The organism is Thermocrispum municipale DSM 44069, from assembly GCF_000427825.1.
In the GTDB taxonomy this organism is placed as follows: Bacteria; Actinomycetota; Actinomycetes; order Mycobacteriales; family Pseudonocardiaceae; genus Thermocrispum; species Thermocrispum municipale.
On sequence record NZ_ATYT01000005.1, the window covers coordinates 1 to 24,446 of the forward strand.

At 68.0% G+C, this 24,446-nt stretch carries 21 protein-coding genes and 1 pseudogene; 3 read left to right on the forward strand and 19 right to left on the reverse strand.

Translation table 11 applies throughout. The features are described 5' to 3' along the window. Positions 1-214: helix-turn-helix domain-containing protein (locus YWM_RS22275; RefSeq protein ID WP_028849833.1), on the reverse strand; the 214-nt coding region annotated here is incomplete at its 3' end. A 74-nt stretch (positions 215-288) separates the two neighbouring features. On the opposite strand from YWM_RS22275, the pseudogene YWM_RS25555 reads away from it, so the two are divergent. The 3 genes and pseudogenes from YWM_RS25555 to YWM_RS0105250 all read left to right on the forward strand — a co-directional run. Next, positions 289-609: pseudogene (locus YWM_RS25555) on the forward strand (tyrosine-type recombinase/integrase); the annotation flags it as partial. Between the two features lie 416 nt (positions 610-1,025). Next, positions 1,026-2,381 (forward strand): DUF4365 domain-containing protein, encoded by a 1,356-nt coding sequence (locus YWM_RS0105245; RefSeq protein ID WP_028849834.1) that lies wholly within the window; start codon positions 1,026-1,028, stop codon positions 2,379-2,381. Next, complete coding sequence (locus YWM_RS0105250) at positions 2,378-3,808, forward strand: argonaute/piwi family protein (protein ID WP_028849835.1); 1,431 nt, start codon at positions 2,378-2,380, stop codon at positions 3,806-3,808. The genes YWM_RS0105245 and YWM_RS0105250 overlap by 4 nt, the downstream gene beginning before the upstream one ends. 43 nt (positions 3,809-3,851) lie before the next feature. Here YWM_RS0105250 and YWM_RS0105255 read toward each other — a convergent pair whose 3' ends face one another. The 18 genes from YWM_RS0105255 to YWM_RS0105340 form a co-directional block, all read right to left on the reverse strand. After that, positions 3,852-6,452 (reverse strand): DEAD/DEAH box helicase family protein, encoded by a 2,601-nt coding sequence (locus YWM_RS0105255; protein ID WP_028849836.1) that lies wholly within the window; start codon positions 6,450-6,452, stop codon positions 3,852-3,854. Between the two features lie 113 nt (positions 6,453-6,565). Next, positions 6,566-8,866, reverse strand: coding sequence for an RND transporter family protein (locus YWM_RS0105260; protein ID WP_156914658.1), 2,301 nt, complete (start codon positions 8,864-8,866; stop codon positions 6,566-6,568). A 51-nt stretch (positions 8,867-8,917) separates the two neighbouring features. Further along, positions 8,918-10,216: an MlaD family protein gene (locus tag YWM_RS0105265; RefSeq protein ID WP_028849838.1), complete on the reverse strand. Its 1,299-nt coding sequence runs from the start codon at positions 10,214-10,216 to the stop codon at positions 8,918-8,920. Positions 10,217-10,222: 6 nt separating this feature from the next. Continuing rightward, positions 10,223-11,488, reverse strand: a complete 1,266-nt coding sequence (locus YWM_RS0105270) for an MlaD family protein (protein ID WP_028849839.1) — start codon at positions 11,486-11,488, stop codon at positions 10,223-10,225. Beyond that, positions 11,485-12,825 (reverse strand): MlaD family protein, encoded by a 1,341-nt coding sequence (locus YWM_RS0105275; protein ID WP_028849840.1) that lies wholly within the window; start codon positions 12,823-12,825, stop codon positions 11,485-11,487. Before YWM_RS0105275 ends, YWM_RS0105270 begins: the two co-directional genes overlap by 4 nt. A gap of 6 nt (positions 12,826-12,831) precedes the next feature. Further along, positions 12,832-14,115 (reverse strand): MlaD family protein, encoded by a 1,284-nt coding sequence (locus YWM_RS0105280; RefSeq protein WP_028849841.1) that lies wholly within the window; start codon positions 14,113-14,115, stop codon positions 12,832-12,834. Beyond that, complete coding sequence (locus YWM_RS0105285) at positions 14,115-15,530, reverse strand: MlaD family protein (RefSeq protein ID WP_052344585.1); 1,416 nt, start codon at positions 15,528-15,530, stop codon at positions 14,115-14,117. Before YWM_RS0105285 ends, YWM_RS0105280 begins: the two co-directional genes overlap by 1 nt. Beyond that, positions 15,527-16,756: an MlaD family protein gene (locus YWM_RS0105290; protein ID WP_028849843.1), complete on the reverse strand. Its 1,230-nt coding sequence runs from the start codon at positions 16,754-16,756 to the stop codon at positions 15,527-15,529. The genes YWM_RS0105285 and YWM_RS0105290 overlap by 4 nt, the downstream gene beginning before the upstream one ends. Before the next feature lie 4 nt (positions 16,757-16,760). Beyond that, entirely contained in the window at positions 16,761-17,567 is an 807-nt protein-coding gene (locus YWM_RS0105295; RefSeq protein WP_052344586.1) for an ABC transporter ATP-binding protein, read from the reverse strand. Between the two features lie 65 nt (positions 17,568-17,632). Then, positions 17,633-18,505 (reverse strand): ABC transporter permease, encoded by an 873-nt coding sequence (locus tag YWM_RS0105300; RefSeq protein ID WP_028849845.1) that lies wholly within the window; start codon positions 18,503-18,505, stop codon positions 17,633-17,635. 18 nt (positions 18,506-18,523) lie between these two features. Further along, on the reverse strand, positions 18,524-19,384 hold the full coding sequence (locus YWM_RS0105305; RefSeq protein ID WP_084612197.1) for an MlaE family ABC transporter permease: 861 nt from the start codon (positions 19,382-19,384) through the stop codon (positions 18,524-18,526). Further along, positions 19,377-19,817 carry a hypothetical protein gene (locus YWM_RS0105310; protein WP_052344587.1) on the reverse strand — a complete coding sequence of 147 codons (441 nt, stop codon included), beginning with the start codon at positions 19,815-19,817 and terminating at the stop codon, positions 19,377-19,379. The genes YWM_RS0105305 and YWM_RS0105310 overlap by 8 nt, the downstream gene beginning before the upstream one ends. A gap of 4 nt (positions 19,818-19,821) precedes the next feature. Further along, entirely contained in the window at positions 19,822-20,520 is a 699-nt protein-coding gene (locus YWM_RS22280; protein ID WP_211232435.1) for an RNA polymerase sigma factor, read from the reverse strand. A gap of 37 nt (positions 20,521-20,557) precedes the next feature. After that, positions 20,558-20,983: a hypothetical protein gene (locus tag YWM_RS22285; RefSeq protein ID WP_043659807.1), complete on the reverse strand. Its 426-nt coding sequence runs from the start codon at positions 20,981-20,983 to the stop codon at positions 20,558-20,560. Positions 20,984-21,020: 37 nt separating this feature from the next. Further along, entirely contained in the window at positions 21,021-21,833 is an 813-nt protein-coding gene (gene hcaB, locus YWM_RS0105325; protein ID WP_028849848.1) for a 3-(cis-5,6-dihydroxycyclohexa-1,3-dien-1-yl)propanoate dehydrogenase, read from the reverse strand. 31 nt (positions 21,834-21,864) lie between these two features. Beyond that, the gene (locus YWM_RS0105330) at positions 21,865-23,127 is read right to left on the reverse strand and encodes an NAD(P)/FAD-dependent oxidoreductase (RefSeq protein WP_028849849.1); all 1,263 of its coding nucleotides are present in this window, start codon (positions 23,125-23,127) and stop codon (positions 21,865-21,867) included. After that, the gene (locus YWM_RS0105335) at positions 23,124-23,495 is read right to left on the reverse strand and encodes a bifunctional 3-phenylpropionate/cinnamic acid dioxygenase ferredoxin subunit (protein WP_052344588.1); all 372 of its coding nucleotides are present in this window, start codon (positions 23,493-23,495) and stop codon (positions 23,124-23,126) included. Before YWM_RS0105335 ends, YWM_RS0105330 begins: the two co-directional genes overlap by 4 nt. 85 nt (positions 23,496-23,580) lie before the next feature. Beyond that, on the reverse strand, positions 23,581-24,438 hold the full coding sequence (locus YWM_RS0105340; protein WP_028849851.1) for a VOC family protein: 858 nt from the start codon (positions 24,436-24,438) through the stop codon (positions 23,581-23,583). Positions 24,439-24,446: the final 8 nt, after the last annotated feature.

Here is a 24,446-nt window from a genome sequence, read left to right on the forward strand (position 1 = left end):
CCTGCAACTGCTCCTCACGACTCGAGGGACCGGCCTTACCGCCCTCGGCAACCCCGGCCCGGCCGCCCTCGAGGAACTGGGCCTTCCACCGCGACACCGACTGCTCCGAGACCTTGTTCCGCCGAGCGGCCTCGGCGATCGTCATCTCCCCGGACAGCACGCTCAGCACGATCCGGATCTTGTCCTCCACCGGGAACACCGGGGGACGGCTCATCGTCATACCTCCTGCTCAGGAACCTACATAACCCCTGAGCCACAAAGTCTGACGCGCGACAGGACGTACTCAAACGGCGGCACGTCGAGTCCGTTTCGCAGTGGGTGTTCCCCACGAGCACTGGCAGCTTGCGAGACCCCAGCAACACGGCCGCGCAATTCCGCAAGGTTGTTGCCGGAACACCATTCGAAGGGCTTAGTCCCCACGACTTCCGGCATTACGTCGCCGATGCTCTTGATCGTGCCGGACTAAGCGCCCGAGAGATCGCCGACTACCTCGGTCATGAGCGGATCAGTACGACCCAAGAGACCTACATGGAACGCGGAGTCGTCGGCGAACGAGCCGGGTCAGCTCTTGGGGAACGTCCGCCGTTGGAAACCAAAGACATGGGTTAAGCATGGGCGGTGGTGTCTGCGGTACCCCGGGTCAAAGCTCTGAACTGGGGTTTTTGCGCCCCCGGCGGGAGTACCAAAGGATGGGAACAGGGCTGACCAGCAGGTTTATCGCGGCAGCCTAGTGGTCGAAGGCCGCTTCGAGTTCCAGCCGACCGAGTGAGTAACTGGCGGTGGGCGGAGCGTGACCGAACCGCCCACCGCTTACCTGCTGCTCGGCCCTGCGCACCCTGGCCGGACCGGACACGCTGTTGCACCTGATCGGACGGCTCGTTACAGCTGTTTGCCTCGTTTTGTCGGACCCTCGGCGTAGCGTGCATGGTCATCGCGAAGGGAGTCGCGCAGATGGTCGGTCGTGCTGCCACAGGTGGTTCTGTCCGGAGGCATGGGACAAGCATCCCGGACCCGGTGAGGTGTGCATGAAGAAGATCGGTGTGGGTTCGCACATCGGTGACAGCGGTATCGCGCTCATTCACCAGATGGTCAACAAGATGGGCTTCGTGTGGCACGAGCGGACCGGAACCCTCGACGCTGGAATCGACGGGGAGATCGAGCTGCGCGACCCGTCGACCGGCGAGGTTGCCAGCAGGGTGATCTTCGTGCAGAGCAAGGCGAGTGATCGCCCCTTTCCCGGCGAGAACGAACGTGGCTTCCACTACCTGTGCAAGCAGGCCGACGTGGACTACTGGATGGGTGCCGACAATCCGGTCCTGTTGGTCTGCGCTCACCCCCAGACCGGCGAAGCATGGTGGATGCACATCCAAAGCTGGTTCGCCAACCCCGGTCACCGTGCTTCCGGCCGGATCGACTTCGATAAAGGTACCCAGCGCTTCGACCAGAACGCGGCGCACCGGCTACTCAACCTCGCCGACCCGCACGGACGTGCTCATGTCCCAGTGGCGGAGCACCGCGAGGAGGTACTGACCACCAACCTCCTCCGGATCGCCGTCCCCGCCCTCATCTACGCGGCTCCCACGAAGTACACCGACCCGCGGGAGGTCATCAGTCGACAGCGTGACAGCGACGACCCGGACGTGCGGCGCGACTTCATCCTGCGAGGTGGACAGATCTACAGCTGGATGCCGCTGGAGGAGACCGCCCTGCGCCACGTCGCCAACGGTCCTACTGACGCCGTGGAAACGGCGTCGTGGAACTCCGATCCGATGCGGCAGCGCTGGCTTGTACAACTGCTCAACTACGCGCTGCAGCACGACGTGAGCGTCGACTGCGCTTGGCACGGCGGACGCAAGATCGTCTACTTCCGCCCAACCTCTGACCTAAAACCCCGCCACATCCGAGGAGCAAGCGGACGGCAACGGCTTGTGTTCCACCCGAAGTTCAAAAAGAACAAACCCGACCAGGTCGGCTACTACAAGCACGTCGCCCTGGAATGGCAATTCATGCCGCTCGACGACCAGTGGTACTGCGCTCTCACCCCGACCTACCACTACACCCGCGACGGATACCGCGACTCGCTGTTCATGTCCGAGCACCTCGCCGGCATCAAGCGACTCGACAAGAACCCCGCCGTCCACGGCCAGACCCGCATGTGGGCCACCTACCTCCACGGCGAAGACGGAGTCCTTGACCCTCGCGAAACCATCCTCACCTACGGCGACCTGGTGACCTACACCTCCGACCGTGCCATCGACGACGCCGCCTGGCAGACCGATCCGCGAAAGAACGACACCGACACCGCAGACGACGGCGACGGTACTCCCGAACCTGATCAGCCGACCGACGACGAACTGGCCCTGTTCGAGGTGGAACCGTGAAGCTGACCGTCATGGACGAACCCCCGCTGGAGTTCAGCGGCGGCGCCCGCCACATCGACCCGCGCCACGGCATCACCGACTACGGACCCGCCGACGCCACGAACACGGCCGTGCGCACGATCCGGGTCGGCATCGTGGGCACCCCATCATCCATTCAGGGCCTGCGGCGCTGGCTGGACACCTGCCGTCAGCCCATCGCCGCCAAAGACAGCCGACTCGGAAGACTGTTTGTGCCGTTCCCCGGCTTCGACACGAGTACCGGATTCCGCTCCACCCTGGTGTGGGACTCGCGCCTGGAGCGACCAATCCGCGATCGCGACCTCCAGCGATTGACCGACCTCGCGCCGCAGGCCGCCGTCAAGGCCGCCGTGGAGCTGTACGCCGCCGAACTCGAAGTGCTCGACGAGGAGCCCGGCTGCGATGTCGTCCTCATCGCCCGACCCGAACAACTCCCAGAACGCCCCGCAGCACAGGTCGACCCCGACGCCCCCTGGAAGAAGGCTCGGCCCGCCGAGCCGGTCGACGACTTCCGTGCCGTGCTCAAGGCCGTGGCCATGCGCTACAGCCGCCCCATCCAGATCATCCGCCGCAGTACCTGGGATCCGAGCTTCATACCGCCAGGCGGGGACAAGCCTCGCCTCCAGGACCTCGCCACGCGGGCATGGAACTTGCACACCGCTCTCTACTACAAGGCCGGCGGCGTGCCCTGGCGCCTGCCGCGCGAGTCCACCGACCTCGACAGCTGCTACGTCGGCGTCACCTTTTACCGCAGCGGCGACCACACCACCCTCGAGACCAGCGTCGCTCAGGTGTTCAACCAGCGCGGCGACGGCGTGATCGTCCGAGGAGCCCCCGCCAAGGTCTCCCATCACGACAAACAACCCCACCTCACCGAGAACGACGCGCACGCCCTCCTCACCGATGCGCTCGGCCGCTACCGCAAGGAACACCGCCACCTTCCCGCGCGCGTCGTGCTGCACAAAACCTCCTCCTACACGCCGGAAGAGATCAACGGTTTCCGTGCTGCGGCCGACGACGCCGACATCGACACCGTGGAGCTGCTCTGGTTTCCCGCGCATGACCCCGTGCGGCTGTTTCGCCCCGCCGCGCACCCTCCCCTGCGGGGCACACTGTTCAGCCTCGACGCCCGCCAGCACGTCCTCTACACCCGCGGCAGCGTGCCCTTCTACGGCACCTACCCCGGCATGTACATCCCGACCCCGCTGCCGTTTCGGATGATCGAGACCGAGTCCAGTCCCGAGCACCTGGCCGAGGAGTTGCTTGCTCTGACCAAGATGAACTGGAACCAGACCCAGCTCGATGGGCGGCAGCCGATCACCTTGCGTACAGCGGACCGGGTCGGTCAGATCCTGCGCCACCTCGGCCCGCAGGATCGTCCGCAGGGGCGGTACGCCTTTTACATGTGAGCTTTCACCTGGGCTAAGACAAGGTCTGAGCAGCTACTTGTCGTCACGTTGACGGGAAGATGGCGGCCACGTCGTCTGCCGTGACGAGCCGGCCACGGGAGGGTGCGAGCAGCTTGCCCAACCAGCTGTCCTCCTGGGGCAGGAGCGCCTCGATCCTCGTGCGAGCCTCACCACGTGCTTCGGCGTTGTTGTCGCCGCACAGCGCGTCGTATTGGCGAAGGCGGTCGGCCAGCATGTCGTAGAGCCGGACGGCCGCACCGTGGTTGACCAACACGATCTTGTCGTGCGCCGCCTCGGCAGCGTCATCCTTGGTGGTGGTGGCCGGGGTCAGCAGGCAGCCGAACACGCGGGTCTTCGCCGATCGCCTGGTCTCGACCTCGATCTGGCCGAGCAATTGGTTCACGTCGCCGCGGATCAGCGGCTTCGGCTCGCCCTTCGGAACGGTCTTCACCTCCCAGACGCGGCGCTCGGCGCGCTTGACGGTGGACCAGGTCCAGCGGCAGTCCGTGGCGCTCTGCTCGGTCTTGGGCGGGCGTTCTCCGCTGGCCCCCACGAGGCGAGCGAGCCTGGTCAGCCCTTCACACTGCTGGTCGTGGCTGCCGGTGAGCAGGGCGCGCCCCTCGGAGAGGACACGGTCGAGTCGGGCGCCGGCTTCACGGCGCCACTCGTCCCAGGCGAGGAAGAACCGGTCGGTGTCGTCGGCGGTCTGTTCGTAGCCTTCGAGGTCGGCGACGGTGCGGGCCAGTCGGCGGAACCAGGTGGTGCGCGGGCCGCCCGCAGTGGCGTCCTCGAGTGCCTTGCGCGCGGCGGCCAGGTCTTGAGGGCGTCCGCGATCGAAGTGGGCGTGGGCTTCCACGTAGCGCCAGAACGCGGCGTGTTCGGTTTCCCCGGCCTTGGCCAGTTGAGCGGCAGCTTCACTGGCTTTCTTGGCTGCTCCCGCGTGGTCGCTGAGCCACAAGTCGGTCGCTGCGGAGACTTCCGCGTTGGCGCTGGAGACGTCGCTGCTTCCGCCGATATTGCGGCCGGGCCGTGCCTTGCGGCGAGGACTCGTCGGTGCGGCGGCCTCCGTGGAGGCCGAAGCCTGTGGGGTTGGCTGCCAGAACGAGGTGCAGGCGCGCAGGGTGCCTTCCCAGCCTTGGTCGTAGATCTCCAGCGCGGTGCGAATGGTGGGCTCGGTGCCCGCAGGAATCGACTTGCGGACGGCCGGGTCGGCGAGCATTTGCGCGAAGCTGGGGTCGAGTCCGAGGTAGAGGGACCGGTCGGTCGCTTCGCGATTGGCGCGGCCCAATGCTTGGGTGACGCGCTGACCGACGCGGTGCCGCATGAAGCTGGCATCGCCGAGGTAGGCGACGACGAATCGCTCGAACTCGCTGCTGGCCTGCGGGACGGTGGTGATGATGACCAGCTTGCACAGGTCACCCGCGAGGTCGAGCCCGTCGTAGCGGCCGGCCGTGATCAGGTGTCCGTTGGCGACACGACTCCAGGTGTCGACCATCGAGTCATCCCCAGGACGAAGACGATAAACCTGCTGTCCGTAGGCGATGAGGGTCTCTTGGAGGATGTCGGCTTCGGCGTGGCTGGCGCACAGCCAGGCCGCACGGCCACCGGCGGCCTGGGTTTGGGCAAGGGCCCAGCCGAGAACGTGCTGGTCGAAGGGATGCTCGGCACTGGGGTTGAGTACCAGGAGACGCTCGCCCGTCGCACCAGGCGGCAGCGGGGTGGCGGTCGTGAGACGGGTGACCGGCCCACCTCCGACTCGGCGCTGGAGGTCGTCCATCGAGCCGAGGGTGGCCGACAGGTAGATCCGCTGCTTGGCACGGCTGTACTGGGGGTTCAGCGTGGTGGGCGGATGGTAGGGGCGGATCTCGATGCCGGAGGGGCCGATCAGAACGCCGCACTGGGTGAGGTGGTCGCGGACCGTTGGCCAGACGTATCGCATCTCGTCCTTGAGGTCACGGTCCGTGACGAGTGGCGATGCCCCGATAGCGTCGCGCGTTGGGCCCACGATCGCGTCCCAATCACTGAACGACAGCAACTCGGGAGGGGTACCGGGCCGGGCGGTGCCGTCCAGCATCGCGCGCAGGCCGGGGTAGGCGTCGGTGTGGGCCACCACGAGCTCGCAGATCGTCCGATAGAGCTGGCGGGCAGGGCCCAGCTTGTCGGGAATGCGCAAGGTCTGCAGCCCGCTGAGGGGCTGCTCGGCGAGGTGAGCATCGTCAAAGATGACCAGGTCAGCGGCCCCAACTTTCGGATCGCTGTTGAAGTAGACCCAGTAGTTCATCACGCCGACGGCCTGAGCCTGGTGGTAGTCGTCGAGCTTCGCGCCGCCGTAGTCCTTCGCGGCGAAGCGGACCACGTCCAGTCCCAGATCTTCGGCTTCCTCGTCAACCCGCTCGGCGAGCTGGCGGGTACCGGTCAGATAGGCCACCGACCAACCGCGGCTGAGGGCATGATCGGCGATCAGCAGAGCCAGCAGTGTCTTGCCTTCGCCCGTGGGCATCTCGATGGCCAGATCCGCCGTGTCGAGGTGCTGGTCCGCGTAGGTGGTGAGAACCTGGTGCTGACCCGGCCGAAGCTGGGTGAACCTGGCCGACCCGAAGTCCACCAGGTTCTGCTCGAAGTCGGGCTTCGCCGCGTCTGTCACCGTTCACTCCTCATTCGTAAGGTGTGAACTTTACGGCGCGCGGTGCCGACCTGGCGCTGCTATTTCCGTTCGCGTAGCGCGATGAACGGTAAATGTCTGGTTCCGCTCGGTGTTCATCCCATGGCTCCTACGGTGGGCTTCGTGGACGGTTCGGGGGCTACCGCACCTCGCGGTCCGCGTTGCTCCCGCCGCACGGTCGCCGCGACGACACAGCTGGCGGCAAGCAGCGCGAGCATGACCGAGCCCGCAAGCAGGATGCCGAACTCGCGGATCACGGCAAGCTGGGACGCGGCGAGGACCGCGTAGCCGACGGCCGAGGTCGCGGTCGCAAGCAGGACCGAACGAAGCAGCCGACGGCTGCCCCGCCGGGTCGCTTCGGCGAGCAGCACGGTGAACTCGCACCCGATCGCGGTCGTCAGCGACCCGAGCGCCACCGTTACCGGGCTGAGCGGGATTCCGGTGAGCCACAACGCGCAGAACCCGGCACCGGTGGCCACCACACCCGCGGCCACCGCACGCACCGCGTCGCCGCGCCGGCGCAACCCGATGAGCAGGACCAGCCCGGCGGCACCGATACCGGCGAGGTTGCCCCAGATCCGGTCCGCGGACACCATTTCCTGCGCGGTCACCGCGACTAGGGGCAGTCCGGCCAGCTCGGTGGTGTACCCCGGCGGAGCCGGCGGCAGGCTCGCCAGCACCTCGTCGCGTAACCGCTGCAGCGCACCGAGATCGTTGATGTCGACGCCGAAGCTCAGCACCGCGACCTTCCCGTCGTCGCGGATCACCGACCCGACCAGGTACGGCGGTAGCAGCCGGAGCGCCGAGGACAGTTGCTCGCTCGTCGGCGCCGGGCCGAGGAAGGGCAACATGGACACCGGCGAGACCACCGGCCGCATCTGCTCGCCATGTGCGGAGATCACGGCCGTCTGGGCCCGCCGCATCCAGTCGAACGCCTCGACCGAACGTACGTTCTCGCCACGCACCACGATGTCGAGCTCACCGGAGGAGCCGATCTTGCGCTCCACGTGCTCCGCGTCGGACAGCGCCGGCAGGCCGTCGGCGAAACTACGGAAGTCCGAGCGTAGCGGCAGCCCGGGCAGCAGCGCCCAGCCGGCGACCGCCGCCACCACGACGAGCAGGCTCACCCCCAGGCGCACGCCTCTCGTCGAAGGTGGCCACGCCTGGAGGGCCGCCGTCGGTTGCGGACCGTCCGGGGACGGGGCGTCGGCAAGCCAGCGCGCCAGCGCCAGCCCGGTGAACGCGGCGCAGAGCACTCCCGCCGCCAGCGCCAGCCCGAGATCGCGGACGAACGGCAGTGGCGACAGGGTCAGTGCGGCGAAACTGGCCGAGGTCGCGGCGGCCACCACCAGCACGGTGCGCCGCCGCGCCCGCTGCGCGAAATACATCGGGTAGAACGCCCCGATACCCAGCAGCACCGAAAGGAACGCCAGCACCCCGAGCGAGAGCGGCCGGTCCAGCCAGCCGAACAGGGCGACGGTGAACCCGGTGGCCAGCAGCGCCGTGACCACCGGCCCCAGCCGCCGGCTGCGCCTGGCCCAGGGCACGCACAGGAAGCAGGCGGCGACCGCGAGCACGGCGAGGCCGCCGAGCAACGGGATCTCCTCGGCCACCTGCTCCCCCACCCCGGAGGCGACCGCGGGCACCCCGGAAACCGTGGCCGCCCTGGTCTGCAGACCGGAGTCGGCGACCGCCTGACGTATCCCGGCCACCAGGTTCCCGGTGGCCTCGGCCTTGATCCCCTCCCTCGGCCGGACCAGGATCGCGATCGAATCCGCCGAGGGAATCACGAAATGCCACTGCGGGCGCGGCTGCCCGTCGGAGTTGTAGACCACGGTGCCGACGAAGTTCGGATTGCGCAGCGTGGGCAGCCCGGCCGGCAGCCCTTGCACCAGCAACGGCCCGTACCGCGCGTCGAACGCCTGCACCGCCTTGTCACCGGCGCTGCGGACGGCCTTGTCGCTCGCTCCGGACTTCCTCGCGGCCTCCTCCGCGGCACCACGCTCGGCGTCGCGGCGGCCGGTGAGCTCCGCCAGGAACTTCTGCGCCTGGCCGGCAATCTGGTTCACGATCGTCGCCGGCCCGTACACCGCGGCGACGTCCGGCAACGTGGACAACCTGCCTTCCAGCCGGAGGACCTTCTCGATGTTGTCCTCGTTGAGCAGCCGCCTCGGGCCGTCGGTCTCCAGCAGCACCACCACCGGATCGCCGCCGAACGAACCGGCCAGCTCGTCGAGCCCGGCGACCGACTCGTGCCCGGACGGCAGGAACGACTCGACGCCGGTCTCCATTGTGGACCGCGCAAGCCCGCCGAGCAGCGCGCCCGCCGCGAGCACCGCGCCCACCGCGATCGTGATGCCTTTGCGTGTGGGACGGACCCGAAGCGGAGCAGGCATTCGCCGGATCAGCCGGCCGATCATCCCGTGCATGCCATGCCGCGCCACCGCTTAGTTGCCTTCCCGTTCCAGGCGCGGGTACGGCCGGTCCTGTGGGCCCGGATCATTCAGCGTGCCGGGCGCCGGGTACGGGTTGTGCTTGTTGAGCGGGCCGAGCGTGCTGTTCTTGATCGGAAGCCCCTTGATGCTGTACTCGTTCAGGATCGGGTAGACGTTCCAGTACTTGCCGTTGGCGTCGCCGTTGGTGACGCTGTCGCCCCAGTTGATGAAGTAGGCCGCGATCTCCGGCCCGTAGGGACGCAGGTAGGCCAGCATCGGGTTGACGTCGGACATCGCCACCCGCGCGTTGGGGATGAGCTGGCGCAGGTCGGTGGACAGTTGCGGGACCCGGTCCAGCGTGCCGGGCGACTTGTTCAGCACACCGTCCAGGGACGGCAGCAGGCCACGCAGGTCCGCCGCGGTGGCGGGCAGTTCCGCGAGCGCCGTGCTCAACGCCGGCGCGGCCGCGTTCAGGTCGCGCGCCACCGGTGCCAGCGATCCGGACAGCCGGTTCAGCCCGGCACTGGCCTGCTTCGCCGTGTCCAGCAGGGTGGGCAGCTTGCGGACCACGTCCTCGATCTGGCCGGCACCTCCGGCGGTCGCCTTGCTCAGCTCGTTCGCGTTCTGCACCATCTGGGCGATCTGGCCCTGGCGGCTGTCCAGCGCCGCCAGCAGTGTGGCGCTGTTCGCGGCCAGCTGCCGCAGGTCGTCGGACTGGGCGGCGAGCGCGCCGAGCGCGTCCTTGCCCTGCCGACCCAGATCACCCAGCCCGGACAGGGCCGCGGACAGGTCCTGCCTGGTGCCCTCGGTACCCGCGCCGAGCGAGCGCACGCTGCCGGCCAGTGCCGCCCTGGTGTCGCCGTCCAGGCTGGCCAGCACGTCGTTGAGCTTGACGGCCGGTTTCACCGATTCGGCAGGAAGCTTGGTACCACTGGGGATCTTCGCACCGTGGCCGTCGACGATCTCGACGAACGTCTCCTCGACGAGCGTCTTGTTCCGCAGCTGGAAGGTAACCCCCTCGTGCAGCGGGTGCTGCTCGTTCAGCTGGATGGTGACCTCGGCTTCGCCGCCGTGTACGTCGATCTTCTCCACGTCGCCGACCGGGACGCCGGCGATCATCACGTCGCCGTTGTACACCAGGTTCGCTGTTTTCGGTGCGATGAACGAGACCTGGTATCCGGACCTGCTCAGCAGCGGGAGCTTGCCGCCCGAGTTCAGCCACAGGTAGCCGAAGATGACCGAGCACACCGCGACGAACAACACGAGCACCACCAGGCGGATGGCCGGTAGCGCGCCATGGGCTATGCGCATTTTGCCTCACCTACCCGGTTTCGGGGTGGACAGGAAGTTCAACAAGTCCGTGGGCACGGACGAGGGTGCGATGCCCACCTGGGCCCGCAGTACGCCGGAGTTGCCATCGGTGAGGCTGGTGACCGATCGGGTCTGCACCACGAAGGCGCCGAGATCGTTCAAATAGGACACCAGGTTCCCGGTCACCGGGTCCAGGTTCCTCGTGATCGAACCGAGTGCGGGCAGGGCCTCGTTCAGCTTGCCGGTGAACGGGCGCAGGTCCGCGACCACCGGACGCGCCTTGGCCACCACCGGTGCGGCCACGTCCACCGTCTGGCCGATCCGGTCCGCGGTCTTCGTCAAGCGGGACAACGAATCGGGCAGGGTCCCGGTGGCCTTCTGCAGATTGTCCAGCGTCGGGTCCAGCTGGTCGGACAGCCCCTGCACGGCCTGCGTCGCCTGCTTGAGCTGGCGCATCACGTCCGGCAGCGCGGCCAGGGTCGCGTCCAGCGAATCGCTGCGCGTGCCGACGGTGTTCAGCGTGCGCTGCAGGGCGGTGGCCAGTTCGGACAGCCGGGTGTCGTTGCCGCCCACGCTGGTGGCGATCTGCTGGAGCGAGGTGACCAGCTTGGCCAGTGTGTCCTTGCGGGTCTGCAATGCCTCCGCCACCGGGCGCAGGTTCCTGGCCACCTGGTCCGTCGCCTTCACCCCCTCGGGCAGTTGCTCCGGTGCCTTGGCCAGCGCCACGTCGGACTCGGACAGCAGACTGGTCAGCGCGTCCCGCGTGTTGACGTCGAGGTGCCCGAGCACCTCGTCGATTTGGATCGGCCGCTGCGAGTTGGCAACCGGGAGCACCGCGTCGTCACTGAGCTGCTTGCCCGGCGGCCCGCCCGGGTTGAGCTCCATGTACATCTCGTTCACCGGGCTCTTCGGGCGCAGCACGACCTTCGCGTTGTCGTAGACGCGGTATTGCGGGTCGATCGCGATCCCGAGCTTGGCGTTGCCGTTGTCGTCCACGTCGACCGACCTGATGTCGCCGACCTGCACGCCCGCGATGCGCACCTCCTGCCCGTTGCCGGGGCTCACCCCGGGGCTGCTGCGCAGGGTCACGTAGAAGGTCAGCTCGTCCTCCCACGGCCAGTTGAACCGCTGGTTGGTCAGGATGATGCCGCCGCACACGCTGGCGAGCAGGACGAGCGCGAGGGTGACCGCAAGGTTGCGGACCAGCCCGGGCTCGTTCTTCATCCGCTCCCATGCCCGCGTCAACCGGCCGGGCCTGCGCGGTGTGCTCATCGGGGACCACCTTCCGCCTTCCGCACCTGCATCTGGATCAGCTGGGAGACCAGCTGCTCGAAGCTGATCGGCAGCCCGCCGACCGAGCCGGGCCCGATCCCGGCGTGGGCCATGATCACGTGGCCGTTGCGGTCGGAGGCCACGGCTTCCCGCACGAGGTTCGCGGCGAGGAACGCGACTTCCTGGTAGAACGGCCGATCCGAGCCGGAACCGGTGTAGGGCCCGGTGCCGTTCCACGGCGAGAGCACGAACTTGGTGATCGGGCCGTTGACGCGATCCAGCACCGGACCGTTCAGTCCGCGCATCACGTCGGTGGTCCGCTGGCTGGCCGGCACCAGGTCCTGCACCAGCGGCCTGGCGTCCACCAGCAGGTCCTTGGCATCGCTGACCAGTGGCCTGGCTTTGACCAGCACCGGGTCGGCGTGCTCCAAGGTGGTGTTCAGCTCACGCGCGACCGGCCGCGCCGAATCCGCGGTGTTCCTCAGCCTGCCGAGCGTGGCGTCCAACCTGGACAGACCGGCGTTCGCGCTGTGCAGCGTGTCCGGCAGCGTCTCGATCGTGCCGGCGACATCCCGCGCCCGCTTGCCCAGCACCGCGCTGCCGGTGGCGAGATCGTGCACGATGGCGTCGAGCCTGCCGTCCTGCTCGCTGAGCACCCGGCCGGTGGATTCCAGGTTGCGCACCAGGTCGGGCAGATCCGTTCGCGGATTGGTGCCCCTGGCCGCGGTCAGCACCTGTCCCGCCGGCGCCAGCGCGGGCGGCGCGTCGGCCAGCAGTTCGTCGATCGCGGAGGACCCACCCTGGTTGAGGGTCTTGTCCAGCTGGGAGACCGCCGAGCGCGCGCCCTCCAGCGCCGGCGGCTGCAGCGACCTGGCCACCTTGTCCAGCTCGACCGGCAGCCTGGTGCGCTCGACCGGGATGTCGGCGGCGGGGCTTCCCTTGTCCCCACCGGGAACGAGGTCGACGTAGTACTTCCCGCCGAGCAGCGTCACCGGCCGGATCTCGGCGGACGGGGCGGTGCCGAGCTTGTCCCGCACGCCCTCCCCGACCTTCACTTCCACTGTGGCGGTGCCGTCGCCGTTCTCCTCGACCGAGCTGACCCGGCCCACCGGGACACCGGCGATCTTGACGTCGGTGAGGTCCTCCCGCAGCTTGTAGTCCTGCGCGAAGTTGATGCGCACCACGTCACCGGAGCTCAGCACGGTGGCGATCCGGTCCTTGTTGAACAGGGCGGCGCCGATCGCCAACGTCAGTACCGCCATCAGGACACCGATGCGCGCCGGTGACTTCACCCGCCGGCCGCTGACGCCCCTGCCCTTCCTACCGTGGATTGCCATGCCGACTCACCTTCCCGCTCGTGTGCCGAGCGGACCTTTCTCCCGGTCCTTGATCGCCTGCCCCGGCGCCGGGTACGCGTTGCGCGACGCGGTCGGGTCCGCGATCGGCAGGGTGCCCAGCACCGATTCGGCGCCCACGTTCAGATAGATGCGCAGCCAGTGCCCGGCGGCGTCACCGTTGCTGAGCGCGCTCGACGCGTTGTTGAAGAACATCGCGATCTCCGGTGCGTACGGCTTGAGCACGGCGAGCGGGACCTGCATGTCACCGAACGCCTTGGTCAGTACCGGCGCCAGCGGCCGGGCGTCAGCGAAGGTCTGGGTGAGCTCGGTGACCGCCGGTTCGGCGCTGCGCGCCACCCCGGGGACCTTGTCCAGCGGGCCGACCGCCTCACGCAGCACGCCCCGGACATCCGGGGTCGCCTGCCCCAACGACAGCGCGCCCGGTTCGAGCTGCCGTGCCGCGGACTCGGTCTGCGCCAACGGCTCACGCACCGTCTGCAGCGCGCCACGGGCCTCGCGCAACGTCTCCGGCGCTTTCTGCAGCGCCTGCGACAGCGGTTCTCCATTGTCCACCGCCAGCGCGTGCAAGGTGGTGTCCAGCTGGCCGGCCAGTTCGCCGAGTTGCTCCTGGCGGCCGGCGAACCGACCGGCCAGGCTGTTCGCGGTGGACAGCACCGCGCGCAGGTCGGCCCCGTTGTCCGCGCTGAGCGCCCGCGCCACCGTCCCGAGATCCGGCAGCATCTGGGGCGCCGCGGCGAGTACGTCACGGACGTCCTGGCTGTGCCCACCGGCGCCACCGCCGAGCTCGCGGACAGCGGTGCCGAGCCCCTTGCGGGTCGGCTCGTCGAACACCCTGAGCAGGTCGGAGAGTTCGTTCGCGCCCATGGTCTTCTTGGCCGGCAGGACGTCGTCCGGACCCATCCGGCCCGCGCTGGGGTCGCCGGGGTTGACATCGATGAACTTCTGCCCCAGCGCGGAACGCTCATCCACCGACGCGGTGGCGTTGCGGTAGATCTCGTGATCCTCGTCGAAGGAGAGCACGACCTGCGGCTTGCCGTCGACCAGGCCGACCTCCTTGACGTGGCCCACCCGCACGTTCGCGATCCGGACGTCGTCACCGGTCTGCAATGCGCCCACGTTGTCGAACGCCACCTTGAGTTCGGTGCCGGTGTGCCAGGGAGCCCCGTGGGTCGCGTTCACCGCCAGCAGCAGCGAGGCCACGAACATGGCGAGCACCGCTATCCCGACCAGCACCGACCGCCTCGGCCGAGCCCTGCGTATCGCTGCCATCACAACCCTCCCAGGAGGAAGCCGAGAACGCCGGATTCTCGTTGCTGGCTCAGGCCCGTGACGCCACCGTCGGGTGTCGGCTGCGGGCTGAGCAGGCCCAGCGGCGGCAGCAGACCCGGCTGCGCGGGCTGCTGCGGCTGCGCGGGCTGCTGCGGCTGTGGCGGGTTCTGCCGGCTGCTGGAAAGCAGCTCGCCGACGCCAAGGTCTCCGTTGAGCCCGGGTACAGTGCCGGTCACTGTGAAGGGGGTCGCGATGACGCGGCCGCGGAAGTAGTGCGACACCCCGTCGTGCCCGGTGGTGCACAGCGCCCAGTTGCGGATGAAGGCCATCACGCCCCCGATGTTCTCGGTCAGCTGGGACACCAGCGGATCGGCCGACCTGATGCTCGACGCCAGGTCCGGGCCGGCCTTGCGCAGCTCCGCGGCCACCGGCTGCGCCTGGTCCAGCAACCCCTGCGCCTTGGCCAGCACCGGTTGCGCGGCGGCCAGCGCCGGGTCCGCCGAGTCGGCGAACCGCTTGAGCTCCGCACTGATCTCCGCCAGGTTGTCCGTGGTCGGGCGCAGCGCCGCGAGCATCGGCGTGGCCGAGTTCGCGGTGCCCACCAGCTGGGCCAGCGTCGACCTGGCTTCGTTCAGCGTGGCGGGCAACTCCGCGAGCGTCGACTCGAATGCGTGCTGCTGCGCGGAAATCGTGCCCAGCAGCCGGTGCGCGGAGGCCACCAGCCCGTCCAGCGTCCTGCCCTCGTCACGGGCGAGCGCCCCGGCGACCGGCGCCACGTTGTCCACCACGCTGTTGAGCAGCCGGTTCTGCTCGTCGAGGATGCGGACCAGTCCGCCGACGTCCCGCATGGCAGGCCCCAGCGCCTCGATCGTGGCCTGGATGTCGGCGCCGTTTCCGCGCGCTCCCTCACCAAGCATGGTGACCAGCGCGGCCAGCGACTGGCCGGTGGGATCGTCGACGGTGTTGAGCACCTCGTCCAGATCGGTGTTGCGGCCCGTTCGCTCCACCGGGAGCGTGGCGCCGCGCGCCATCACCGGCGCCGAGGGCGTGCCCCGATCCAGCTCCAGATAGCGCTCACCGAGCAGGCTGACCGGGCGGATGGTCACTTTCGCGTCGTCGTGCAGCGGCAGCGCTTCGGGATCCAGCTCCATGGTGACGGCGGCTTTCCCGTCCCTGGCCTTGATTTCCTTGATCTCACCGACCTTGACACCGTCCACTTTGACGTCGTTGCGCACCAGCAGCGGGCTGGCGTCGGCGAACTCGGCGGTCACCAGGGTGCCGCCGGACTCGGAGCTCTGGTGGATGCCCCAGCTCGCCAGCGCCGTCGCGCCGACGAAGATCACCGCGGCGATGACGCGTGCCTTGGACAGGATCGGCTTCCTGCCGGGGATCCCGGCGACGGTGTTGGCGGTCATCGCACTCCACTCCCGAAGGCGTCGGTCCATGGCTGTCCGCCGGCTTCACCCGGGAACGGATAGGGGCGGTAGGTGAACCCGGGCGGGAGAATCACACCCGGATTGAGGTTCACGCTTTGCGGGCTCACCGAGATGTGCAGCCGTGAGTAGTGGCTGTTCCGGTCGTAGTTCGCCATCGCACTGCCCCAGGTGGAGAAATGCGCGGCGAGCTCAGGGGTGTACGGACGGAGGAACTCCAGCGCGGGCAGCAGGGCACCCACCGCGGAGTTCAGCCCGGTCACCGCCGGGTGCGCGCTGTCGAGCAGGGCTGGGGTGTTGTCCAGCAACAGATCCGCCGCGGCCAGCGTCGGACGCAGCTCACGGACCAACGGCCGCAGGTCTCGCAGCACCGGGGCGAGGTTGGCGGCCACACCGGGCAGCCGCTCGGTGGCCGGCCGGAGGTCGTCCAGCAACGGGGTGACCTTGTCCGCCACACCGGGCACACTGCCCAACGTCCGGTTCGCGGTGTCCAGCGTTCCCGGCAGCGCCGCCAGCGCGTCCGACAGCCGCTGGCGCTGCCCCGCGGTCTGCGCGGACAGGGTGGACAGACTGCTCACGATGTTGCGGAGGTCGCCGTCCCGCGCGGCCAGCGTCTGCACCATCGCGTTGACCCGGCTCACCATCTGCTTGATCGCCGGACCATCGGTGCCGAGACCGCGCAGGACGTCCCCGAGCGCTGCCACCGCGGGCCCGCTGGCCTTCAGCGTCGATCGCAGATCCTGCTCATGCCCGGTGAGCGTGCCGTCCAGCCGCCGCACCAGCGAGGCCAACCGCGTCCGGGTCTCCGGGTCCAGCGCGGCCAGCACCTGGTCCAGCTCCATCGGCACCGGCATATCGCCCTTGATCATCCCACCGGACGGAATCGCCGCGTTTTCCCGCGCGCCATCGGTAATCGTGACACGCCGCTCGCTGAGCAACGCTCGCCACGCCACCTCCACCTTCGCGCCGTCGTGCAGCGGAGCGTGCTTGGAGTCCAACTCCAGCTCGACCCGCGCCTTGCCGTCCTGCACCCGGATCGAGGCGACCTTCCCGGCTTCGAAACCGTTCATCAGCACCGGGCTGCCCTGGACCACGTTCGTCGCCGAGGGCAGCAGCACGCTGACGCGATAATCCTCGGTGCCCAGCGACCAGGCAGCGGCGCCGAACAGGGCGAGCGCCGCCAGCGCGATGACCAACAACCGTCGCATCTGCTCAGTCCATTCCTAGCGGTCCGGCCGACTCCCCGGAAAGGAACTGCCGCACGAACGGGTCCTCGGAGGCGAAGGCCTCCTCCGCCTCGCCGTAGTGCACGACCTGGCCCTGCCAGATCACGCCCACGTAGTCGCTGACCTTGCGCGCGCTGCGAATGTCGTGTGTCACCACCAGATACGTGCCCTTGTGCCGCTCGTGCATCTCCAGGATCAGGTCGCACAACAGGCTGGTCCGTACCGGGTCGAGGCCGGAGTCCGGCTCGTCGAACAGCACGATGTCCGGGTTCATCACCAGCGCACGGGCGAACCCGGCTCGCTTGCGCATACCACCGGAGATCTCCGAGGGCGACTTGGTGATCGACTTCTCCAGCCCGACCTCGATGAGCCTGCTCATCACGATCTCGGCGATCTCGGACTCCGACATGCTGGTGTGCTTGCGCAGCGGGAAGGCGACGTTGTCGAACAGGTTCATCGACCCGAACAGCGCGCCGTCCTGGAACAACACACCGAACCGCTTGCGCAGCTCGTAGCGCTCCTGCTCGCTCACCCGCCAGATGTCCTTGCCGAAGACCAGCACCTCGCCGGCGTCCGGTTCGAGCAGCCCGACGAGATGCTTGATCAGCACGCTCTTCCCGGTACCCGAAGGACCGAGGACCGTGGTGATCGCGTCGTCGGCGAAGTCCAGGTTCATCCCCCGCAACACCTGGAAGTCGCCGAAGCTCTTGTGGACTCCGCGCACCTGCATGGAGTGCGCGGCGCCGTTCGAGGCCACGCCCTGATCCACCGGAAGCCGGCCAACGCTCGCCATGTGCGTTGTTGGCTCGCTGTGGTCCTGACTGGAACTCGTGGTCACTTTCATGCTCGTACCACTCCCTAGTTCGCGATCGGGGCGTTGGGATCGAGGCCCCAGAACAACTGCGTGAGCAGGGTGCTCACGACGTGCACCATGACCATGTTCACCATCATCGATTTCGCGGTGTTGGTGCCGACGCCGACCGGGCCGCCTCGCGCGTTGTAGCCGTAGTAGCAACTGACAAAAATGATCACCGTTCCCATGGCCATCACTTTCGCGAGCACCATCAGGAAGTCGACCGGGCTCTGGTAGAGCCAGAAGATGTAGTTGTAGCCACCTGGTGACACGACCTGCAGTTGCAGTACGGTGACGAGGTATTCGGAGATGTAGAGCATGCCCAGCCCAATGGTGTACAGGAAGGGCATGGCGATCCAGGTGGCGAGAATGCGAGTGCCGACCAGATAACTGCGCGAGTTGATGCCCATGACCTCCATCGCGTCGATCTCGTCGGTAATGCGCATCGACCCGATTTCCGCGACCAGGCCGCAGCCGACCTTCGCGGAGAGGATGTATCCCCACATGTACGGGGACATCTCCCGGAAACCGCAGTAGACGTTGAAGATGCCGGAGTACAGCGGTGCGCCGATCTGCTTGAGCGTGTAGCTCGCCTCGACCGCGCACACCGACCCCATCACGAACTGCATCGCCCAGATGATCAAGCCACTGGAGATGATCAGGGTGGCGGCCTGGCGTAGCACCTCGCCGGCGTAGTGCCGCACGTGGGGAAGCTGGCGGACGGTTCTGGCGGAGAACTGGGCGATCTCGCCACCGGTGGCGAAACTCTGGTGGATCTTCGCGCCGATCACGCCGGGCGTGACGACGAGATCCCGCGGCTGGGGAGCGCCGCTGCCCTTCGAATGTCGCCCCTGCTCCGGGCGGAGAACGCCAGTCATCTGCGCCTCATTTCAGAATCACTTGTAGACGTGCATGTCGGGGTTCAAACCGAGCAGGATCGTGGTGAACACCCAGTTGAACACCCAGATCGCGGCGAAGGAGATCACCACGGCCTGGTTGACCGCGCGGCCGACGCCGCTCGGCCCGCCCTCTGCCCGGAAACCCTTGTAGCCGCAAACCACGCCGATGATCAGCCCGAAGACCGTCGTCTTCACCACGCTGCCCCAGATATCGGTGACGGTGGCGTTGTCGAAGAAGCTGTTCACGAAGGCCGCGGCACTCGCGTCGAACACGAACACCGCGGCGACGAACCCGCCGATGACACCGAAGACCAGGGCGACCAGGTCCATCAACCCGGTCATGAGGGTCACCGCGATCACCCGCGGCAGGATCAGCGTGCGCACCGGATCGACGCCGAGCACCTCCATCGCGTCGATCTCCTCACGAATGCGCCGGGCACCGAGGTCGGCGGTCATCGCGGTACCCACCACACCGGCGATCACCATCGCGTTGATCCACGGCGCGAACTCGCGGACGCTGGCCATGATGAAGAAGGAGCCCAGCCGTTCCGGCACCCCGAACAGGTTGATGATGTTTCCGCCCTGCAGGCCCGGCGCGCCGAAGCCGAACGCGATGGTGGCCACCATCATCGGCAGCCAGCACAGCTTGAGGATCTGGAACATCTGGTCCCGCACCTCGCCCCAGTAGCCGACCGGCCGGCGCACGGCCATCGCCAGTACCCGGCCACCGAGCTGGGTCATCTCACCGGCCTGCCGAAACGGGCGGGCCAGCCAGGCCAGTTGCCTGGTCACCGGCTTCGACCCGTTGGGCCGTCCCGGGGGCTGTGCCGGCTGCACCGCCGCGCCGCCGCTACTCATCCGCCCCACCCGTCCTCGACGACCGGCGGCGGACAAAGCCGGTGAGCGCGCCGGCGAGCACCGCCACCGCGAGCGTGCACCCGATCTGCACCAGGGACCGGCCAGCGGGCTGCAGTAGCACCAGCGGCAGGATCAGCAGGTACGCGCCGACCGCGGAAACCATGCCGAACCAACGAGGATCGGCCGAGCTTCCCGGCTTCCACGCGGCCACCACGAAGGCCGCGATCGCGGTAACCGCCAGCCAGACCGAACCCAGTACCGGCAGGTACACCGCGGCCACCGGGGCCGCCAGGCCACCGAGCAGCAGGACCACGAACCCGCGCCAGGCGCCGCGCACCGCGCCCGCCGGATCGAACTTGCCCAGCCAACCGACCGGACCACGCGAACTCCGCCCGGAAGCGGACGCGCTCAGCGAAACCTGAGAAAGACGCATACCCTCACCTGATCCCTTTCGCGAAGAGGCGGCTGGTGACCCGCGTGCCGGTCGGCGAACGAGGCTGGATGATGAGCTCGGCCAGCCGGCGGACCGCCCGGTGCTGCAGGGCCCGGACCGAGCGCACATCGCGCCGCATGATGGCGGCGGTTTCGGCCACCGAGCGGTCCTCGTAGAACCGCAGGAAAATGCATTCCCGTTGCGAGGTGGTGAGCTGCTCGATACTCGCGCGCAGCTCCGAGCCGACCGCCCTGGCCAGCACCGTCTGCTCCGTGCTGTCCGCGAGGATGTTCGCCGGTTCCACGTCATCGCTGACCAGCTCGTAGCGGAAGTAGCCGGAACGCTGATAATCGGTCGTCACGTTCCGCGCGATGGTGATGATCCACGCCTGCACATCATGGCCACGGAACTCCACGGACTCGATCCGGCGGAGCAGGCGCACAAATGTCTCACTGGTCAGGTCCTCGGCCAGGGGAACGTTCCGCACGCGTTTGAGGACATAGGAGTACACGAAACCGTAATTGTTGTCGTACAGCCGGCCCAACGCCTCGGCATCGCCACCCTGCGCCCGCTTCACCAGCTTCCAGTCGTCATTTCGCGACCACAGTGCGGCCGTGGCCGCCGATTCACCCGCGGCGGTGTCCAAACACATTGCCACCACGGCCGAGTCCGCACGCTTACCGAGATCGGCGCTTCTCACCATTGAGATCCATTCCGCTTGCCGAGTCGAACCGCGCGGTTCAGGCCCGCTTGTCGTCCAGTACGCGGGGTTCCAGTTCGATGAGCTTGGCGATGATGTAGTTGAACTGCGGAATGTTCTTCATCATCGGGCCCATCTTGCCCTTCACGGAGATCTTCTTGCTGACCAACGCGATGTTCACGCTCAGCTCGCCGGTCACGAGCATCCGCTCCCAGCTCTTGCTGTCCCCGGTGAGCACGAACTCGCTGTACGGCGCCTCGGACACGTCATTGAACTCGGTGACGCCCGACATCACGCCCTCGGTGAAGTTCATCCGAATGACCAGCGGCAGCTCCCCGGTGTAGACGTGGGTCATCGCGAAGGTCATCTTCCTGGCTTTCTTGAGCCAGACCGGGTCGTTGTTGAGCGCCTCCGCGAGCGCGTCGTAGAGCTCGCGAGTACCGAAGGTGGGCCTGCTGACCGTCATTGGAATTCCTTTCCCTGAAACTGCGGAGTACCACGCCCTACAGATCGTTTCCGCCGGCGATTTCGGCGAGACCGCGCACGCCCATACCGCCGTCGCAGTTGATGATCACGCCGGTCGATGCCGAGGAATTGGTCTTCGATGCCAGCAAGACATAGTTCCCGGCGTAGTCGGCGGCCTCCGGAAGCTGTTGCAACACAGTGCACTGCTTGACCAGGTCGGCGAGCGGAACCGAGGCGATGCTGGTGTCACCGAGTCCCAGCGAACCGGGGCCACGCAGGTCGGTCAGCATGCCTCCCGGCGCCACACCGTTGACCCGGATCTTGGGGCCGAGTTCGAAGGCCAGTTCCTTGATCAGCCCGACCACAGCGTGCTTGGACGCGGTGTAGAGCGGACCGCCACCGCCAGGGTAGAAACCGGCGTTGGAAACGGTGAAGATGATCGAACCGCCGGTGGCGGCCAGTGCGCGGGCAGCCGCCCTGGCACCGAGCAGGTAGCCCTTGACATTGACGTGGAACATCTCGTCGAACAGCCGATCCATGGTCTCCTCGGGCAGATCGACCAGCTTGGTCGAGAAGTCCCAGATCGCCGCGTTGCCGATGAAGGTGTCGAGCTTGCCGAAGCGCGCCACGGTCTCGCCGACGACGCGGACGTTGTCGGCGTAGCTGGTCACGTCTCCCTGGATACCGACGACGGCGTCACCGAGGTCGGCTTCGAGCTTGGCGAGCTTCTCCGCCGACTTCTCCAGCACACCGACCCGCGCGCCTTCGTTGAGGAATCGCTCGACCACCGCCCGGCCCAGCCCGGAACCACCGCCGGTGACGATCGCGACATCGCCTTGCAACCAACCCATGTCTGACCTCTTGTCGTTTGTGTCTGGCCTGTCAGGCTTCCCCCGCCGGCACCGCGGTTTCCGCGCTGCTGATGGCCAACCGGATATCGATCGACTCGTCCCGGACGGCTTGCTCGTCGACGAACACCGTCCCCGCCAGCGCGCGCAGCAGCGCCCGCAACTCACGCCGCCGGTTCACCGCCACCGCGCCCTGCACGCGTCCCCGCTCGGAGAACACCCACAACGCACCGTCGGGGCCGTCCGGATCTCCCCGGCGCACCACCTGCGTGCCGAGCATCGGCAATCCGGCGATCTCCCAGCGGTTTCCGTGCTGCTCGGTCCATGCCCAGGGGATCTCGTCGTAGGGGTCGGCATGGCCGAGCATCGCCTCGACCGCGTTCGCGGCCTGGTTCTGCGCGTTCTGCCAGTGCTCGACGCGAAGGCGGCGGGCGAAGGCCCGGCTGGGGAACCGGGCCAGGTCGCCGGCCGCGAAGACCTCCGGAATCGAGGTGCGGCTCGACGAGTCGACGACCACGCCGTCGTCGACCGTGATCCCGGCACCGGCAGCCAGGTCGACCACCGGTTCGGAACCGATGCCGACCACCACCGCGCCGGCGGGCAGCACGGTTCCGTCCGCGACCTCGACGGACTCCACCCGGTCGAAGCCGTTGATCGACTTCAGCGGTGACCTGGCCAGGACCCGCACCCCACTGTCGCGATGCCGGTTGAGCAGCCAGTGCGCGGCCTCTTGTCCGAGAGCCGGCCGCATCGGCAGGTCACCGGCCATCAGCAGGGTGACATCGGCGCCCTGCCCGGCCAGCGTGGACGCCAGCTCCGAACCGATGAAGCCCTCGCCGACCACCACCACCGGCACGCCACGCCGGATCACCTCCCGCAACGCCATGGCGTGCTCCAGGTCCCGCAGGTAGTGGACCCCGCTCAGCCACTCGCCGGGCACGCCGGCGAGCCGGGGCCGCACTCCCATGCACAGCAGGACACGATCGGCCTCCACCCGTTCGCCGCCGGCCAGCTCGACCGCCCGCTCGGCCGGGTGCAGCCGGATCGCCGCACCCCCGAGCACCAGGTCGATGTCCCGCTCCGCGTAGGCCTGTTCCGGATGCACCAGCAGCCGCTCCGGCGGCAGGTCGCCACCAAGGAAGTCCTTCGACAGCGGCGGTCGCTCGTAGGGCAGGTGCGTTTCCGCGCCGATCAGCCGAATCCGGCCGGAGAACCCACGCTCCCGCAGGGTGATCGCCGCGCTCGCCCCGGCCAGTCCCGCGCCGATGATGGCGACCGAGTCGAAGGGGCCCGTCATGACACGTTCCTCGCCCCACCGTCCGCCAGCTGTGGTGCGGTGCCGACCAGGACGACCACATTGCCGTCCCGGATCTCCACCGCATGCGTCCGCACCGGCTTGCTGGCCGGCAGCGAGCAGGGCCTTCCCGTGCGAAGGTCGAAACGGGACACATGCCACGGACACTCGACCAGGTGCCCCTCCAGGTCGCCCTCGCTCAGCGAGGCGTCCGCATGTGAGCACGTGTCGTCGATCGCGTAGAAGACACCGTCCACATTGAACACCGCGATCGGCCGTTCGGCGTCGACTTTCCGTACCTGCCCGGGAGGCAGCTCATCCACCGCGCAGACCAGCAGGGTTTGCGAACCGGAGGGGACGGTCGAGCTCATCACTACACCTTTCACGTAGCGCAGCAGTCATCGAGCGGTTTGCTGCCGGGAGAACGTCGTACTGCGCGGGAGTGCCTGTCCGCGGTCAGACCATGGATCCGCGGTGACCCCACAGGCTGGGCCCGGCGATCTCGGTCACCGTCCAGGTCGAGTCGTCGACCAGCACGCCACCGTGGCCGTACTCCAGCCCGAATCCCGAGGGTGTCTTGGCGTAGAACGAGAACATCTCGTCGTTGGAATGGCGGCCGAGGTCCATCATGATCTCCGCACCGCCGTCCCGGCAGGCGTCGTACGCGCGCCCGACCGAGTCCATCTCCTCGACCTCCACCATGAAGTGGTGGATCCCCTTCGCCGGTGCGTCGATGAGGGCCACGCTGTGGTGGCGCGCGTTGCAGCGCAGGAACGCGACCCTGGCCGGGCCGAGACGCAGGGTGTCACTGAGCCGGAACCCGAGCACTTCGGTGTAGAACCGCACCGCGTCGTCGAAGACCGGGGTCATCAGCACGACGTGCCCGAGGCCGAGTCCGCCGGTGACGAAGGTCGCCGACCGCGGCGAGATGAACGGCTCCACCGACTTGCGCTGGCCGTAGAAGAACTCGAGGTTGAACCCGGAGCTGTCCACTGTCTTGACCAGCCCCTGGACATCGCGCGCGGCCGCTTCCTCCTCCCCGCACCGCTGCACGGTGAGGCCGTCCTGCTCCAGCCGCGCGACGACGGCCTCCAGGCCGGCGGCGTCGGGCACCTCCCAGCCGATCCGGACCAGCTGGTCGTCGGCGCCTTCCTCGAATTCCAGGCGATAGCTCCGCTCGTCGATGCGGAACCGGGTGGTCCCGTCGGGGCCGCCAGGGCAGACCTGCATACCGAGGACGTTCCCCGCGAACTCGATCCACTCGTCCAGTTTGGACGTCGAGATCGCGAGGTGGCCCAGTGCGTTTACCGACACGTTTTCCT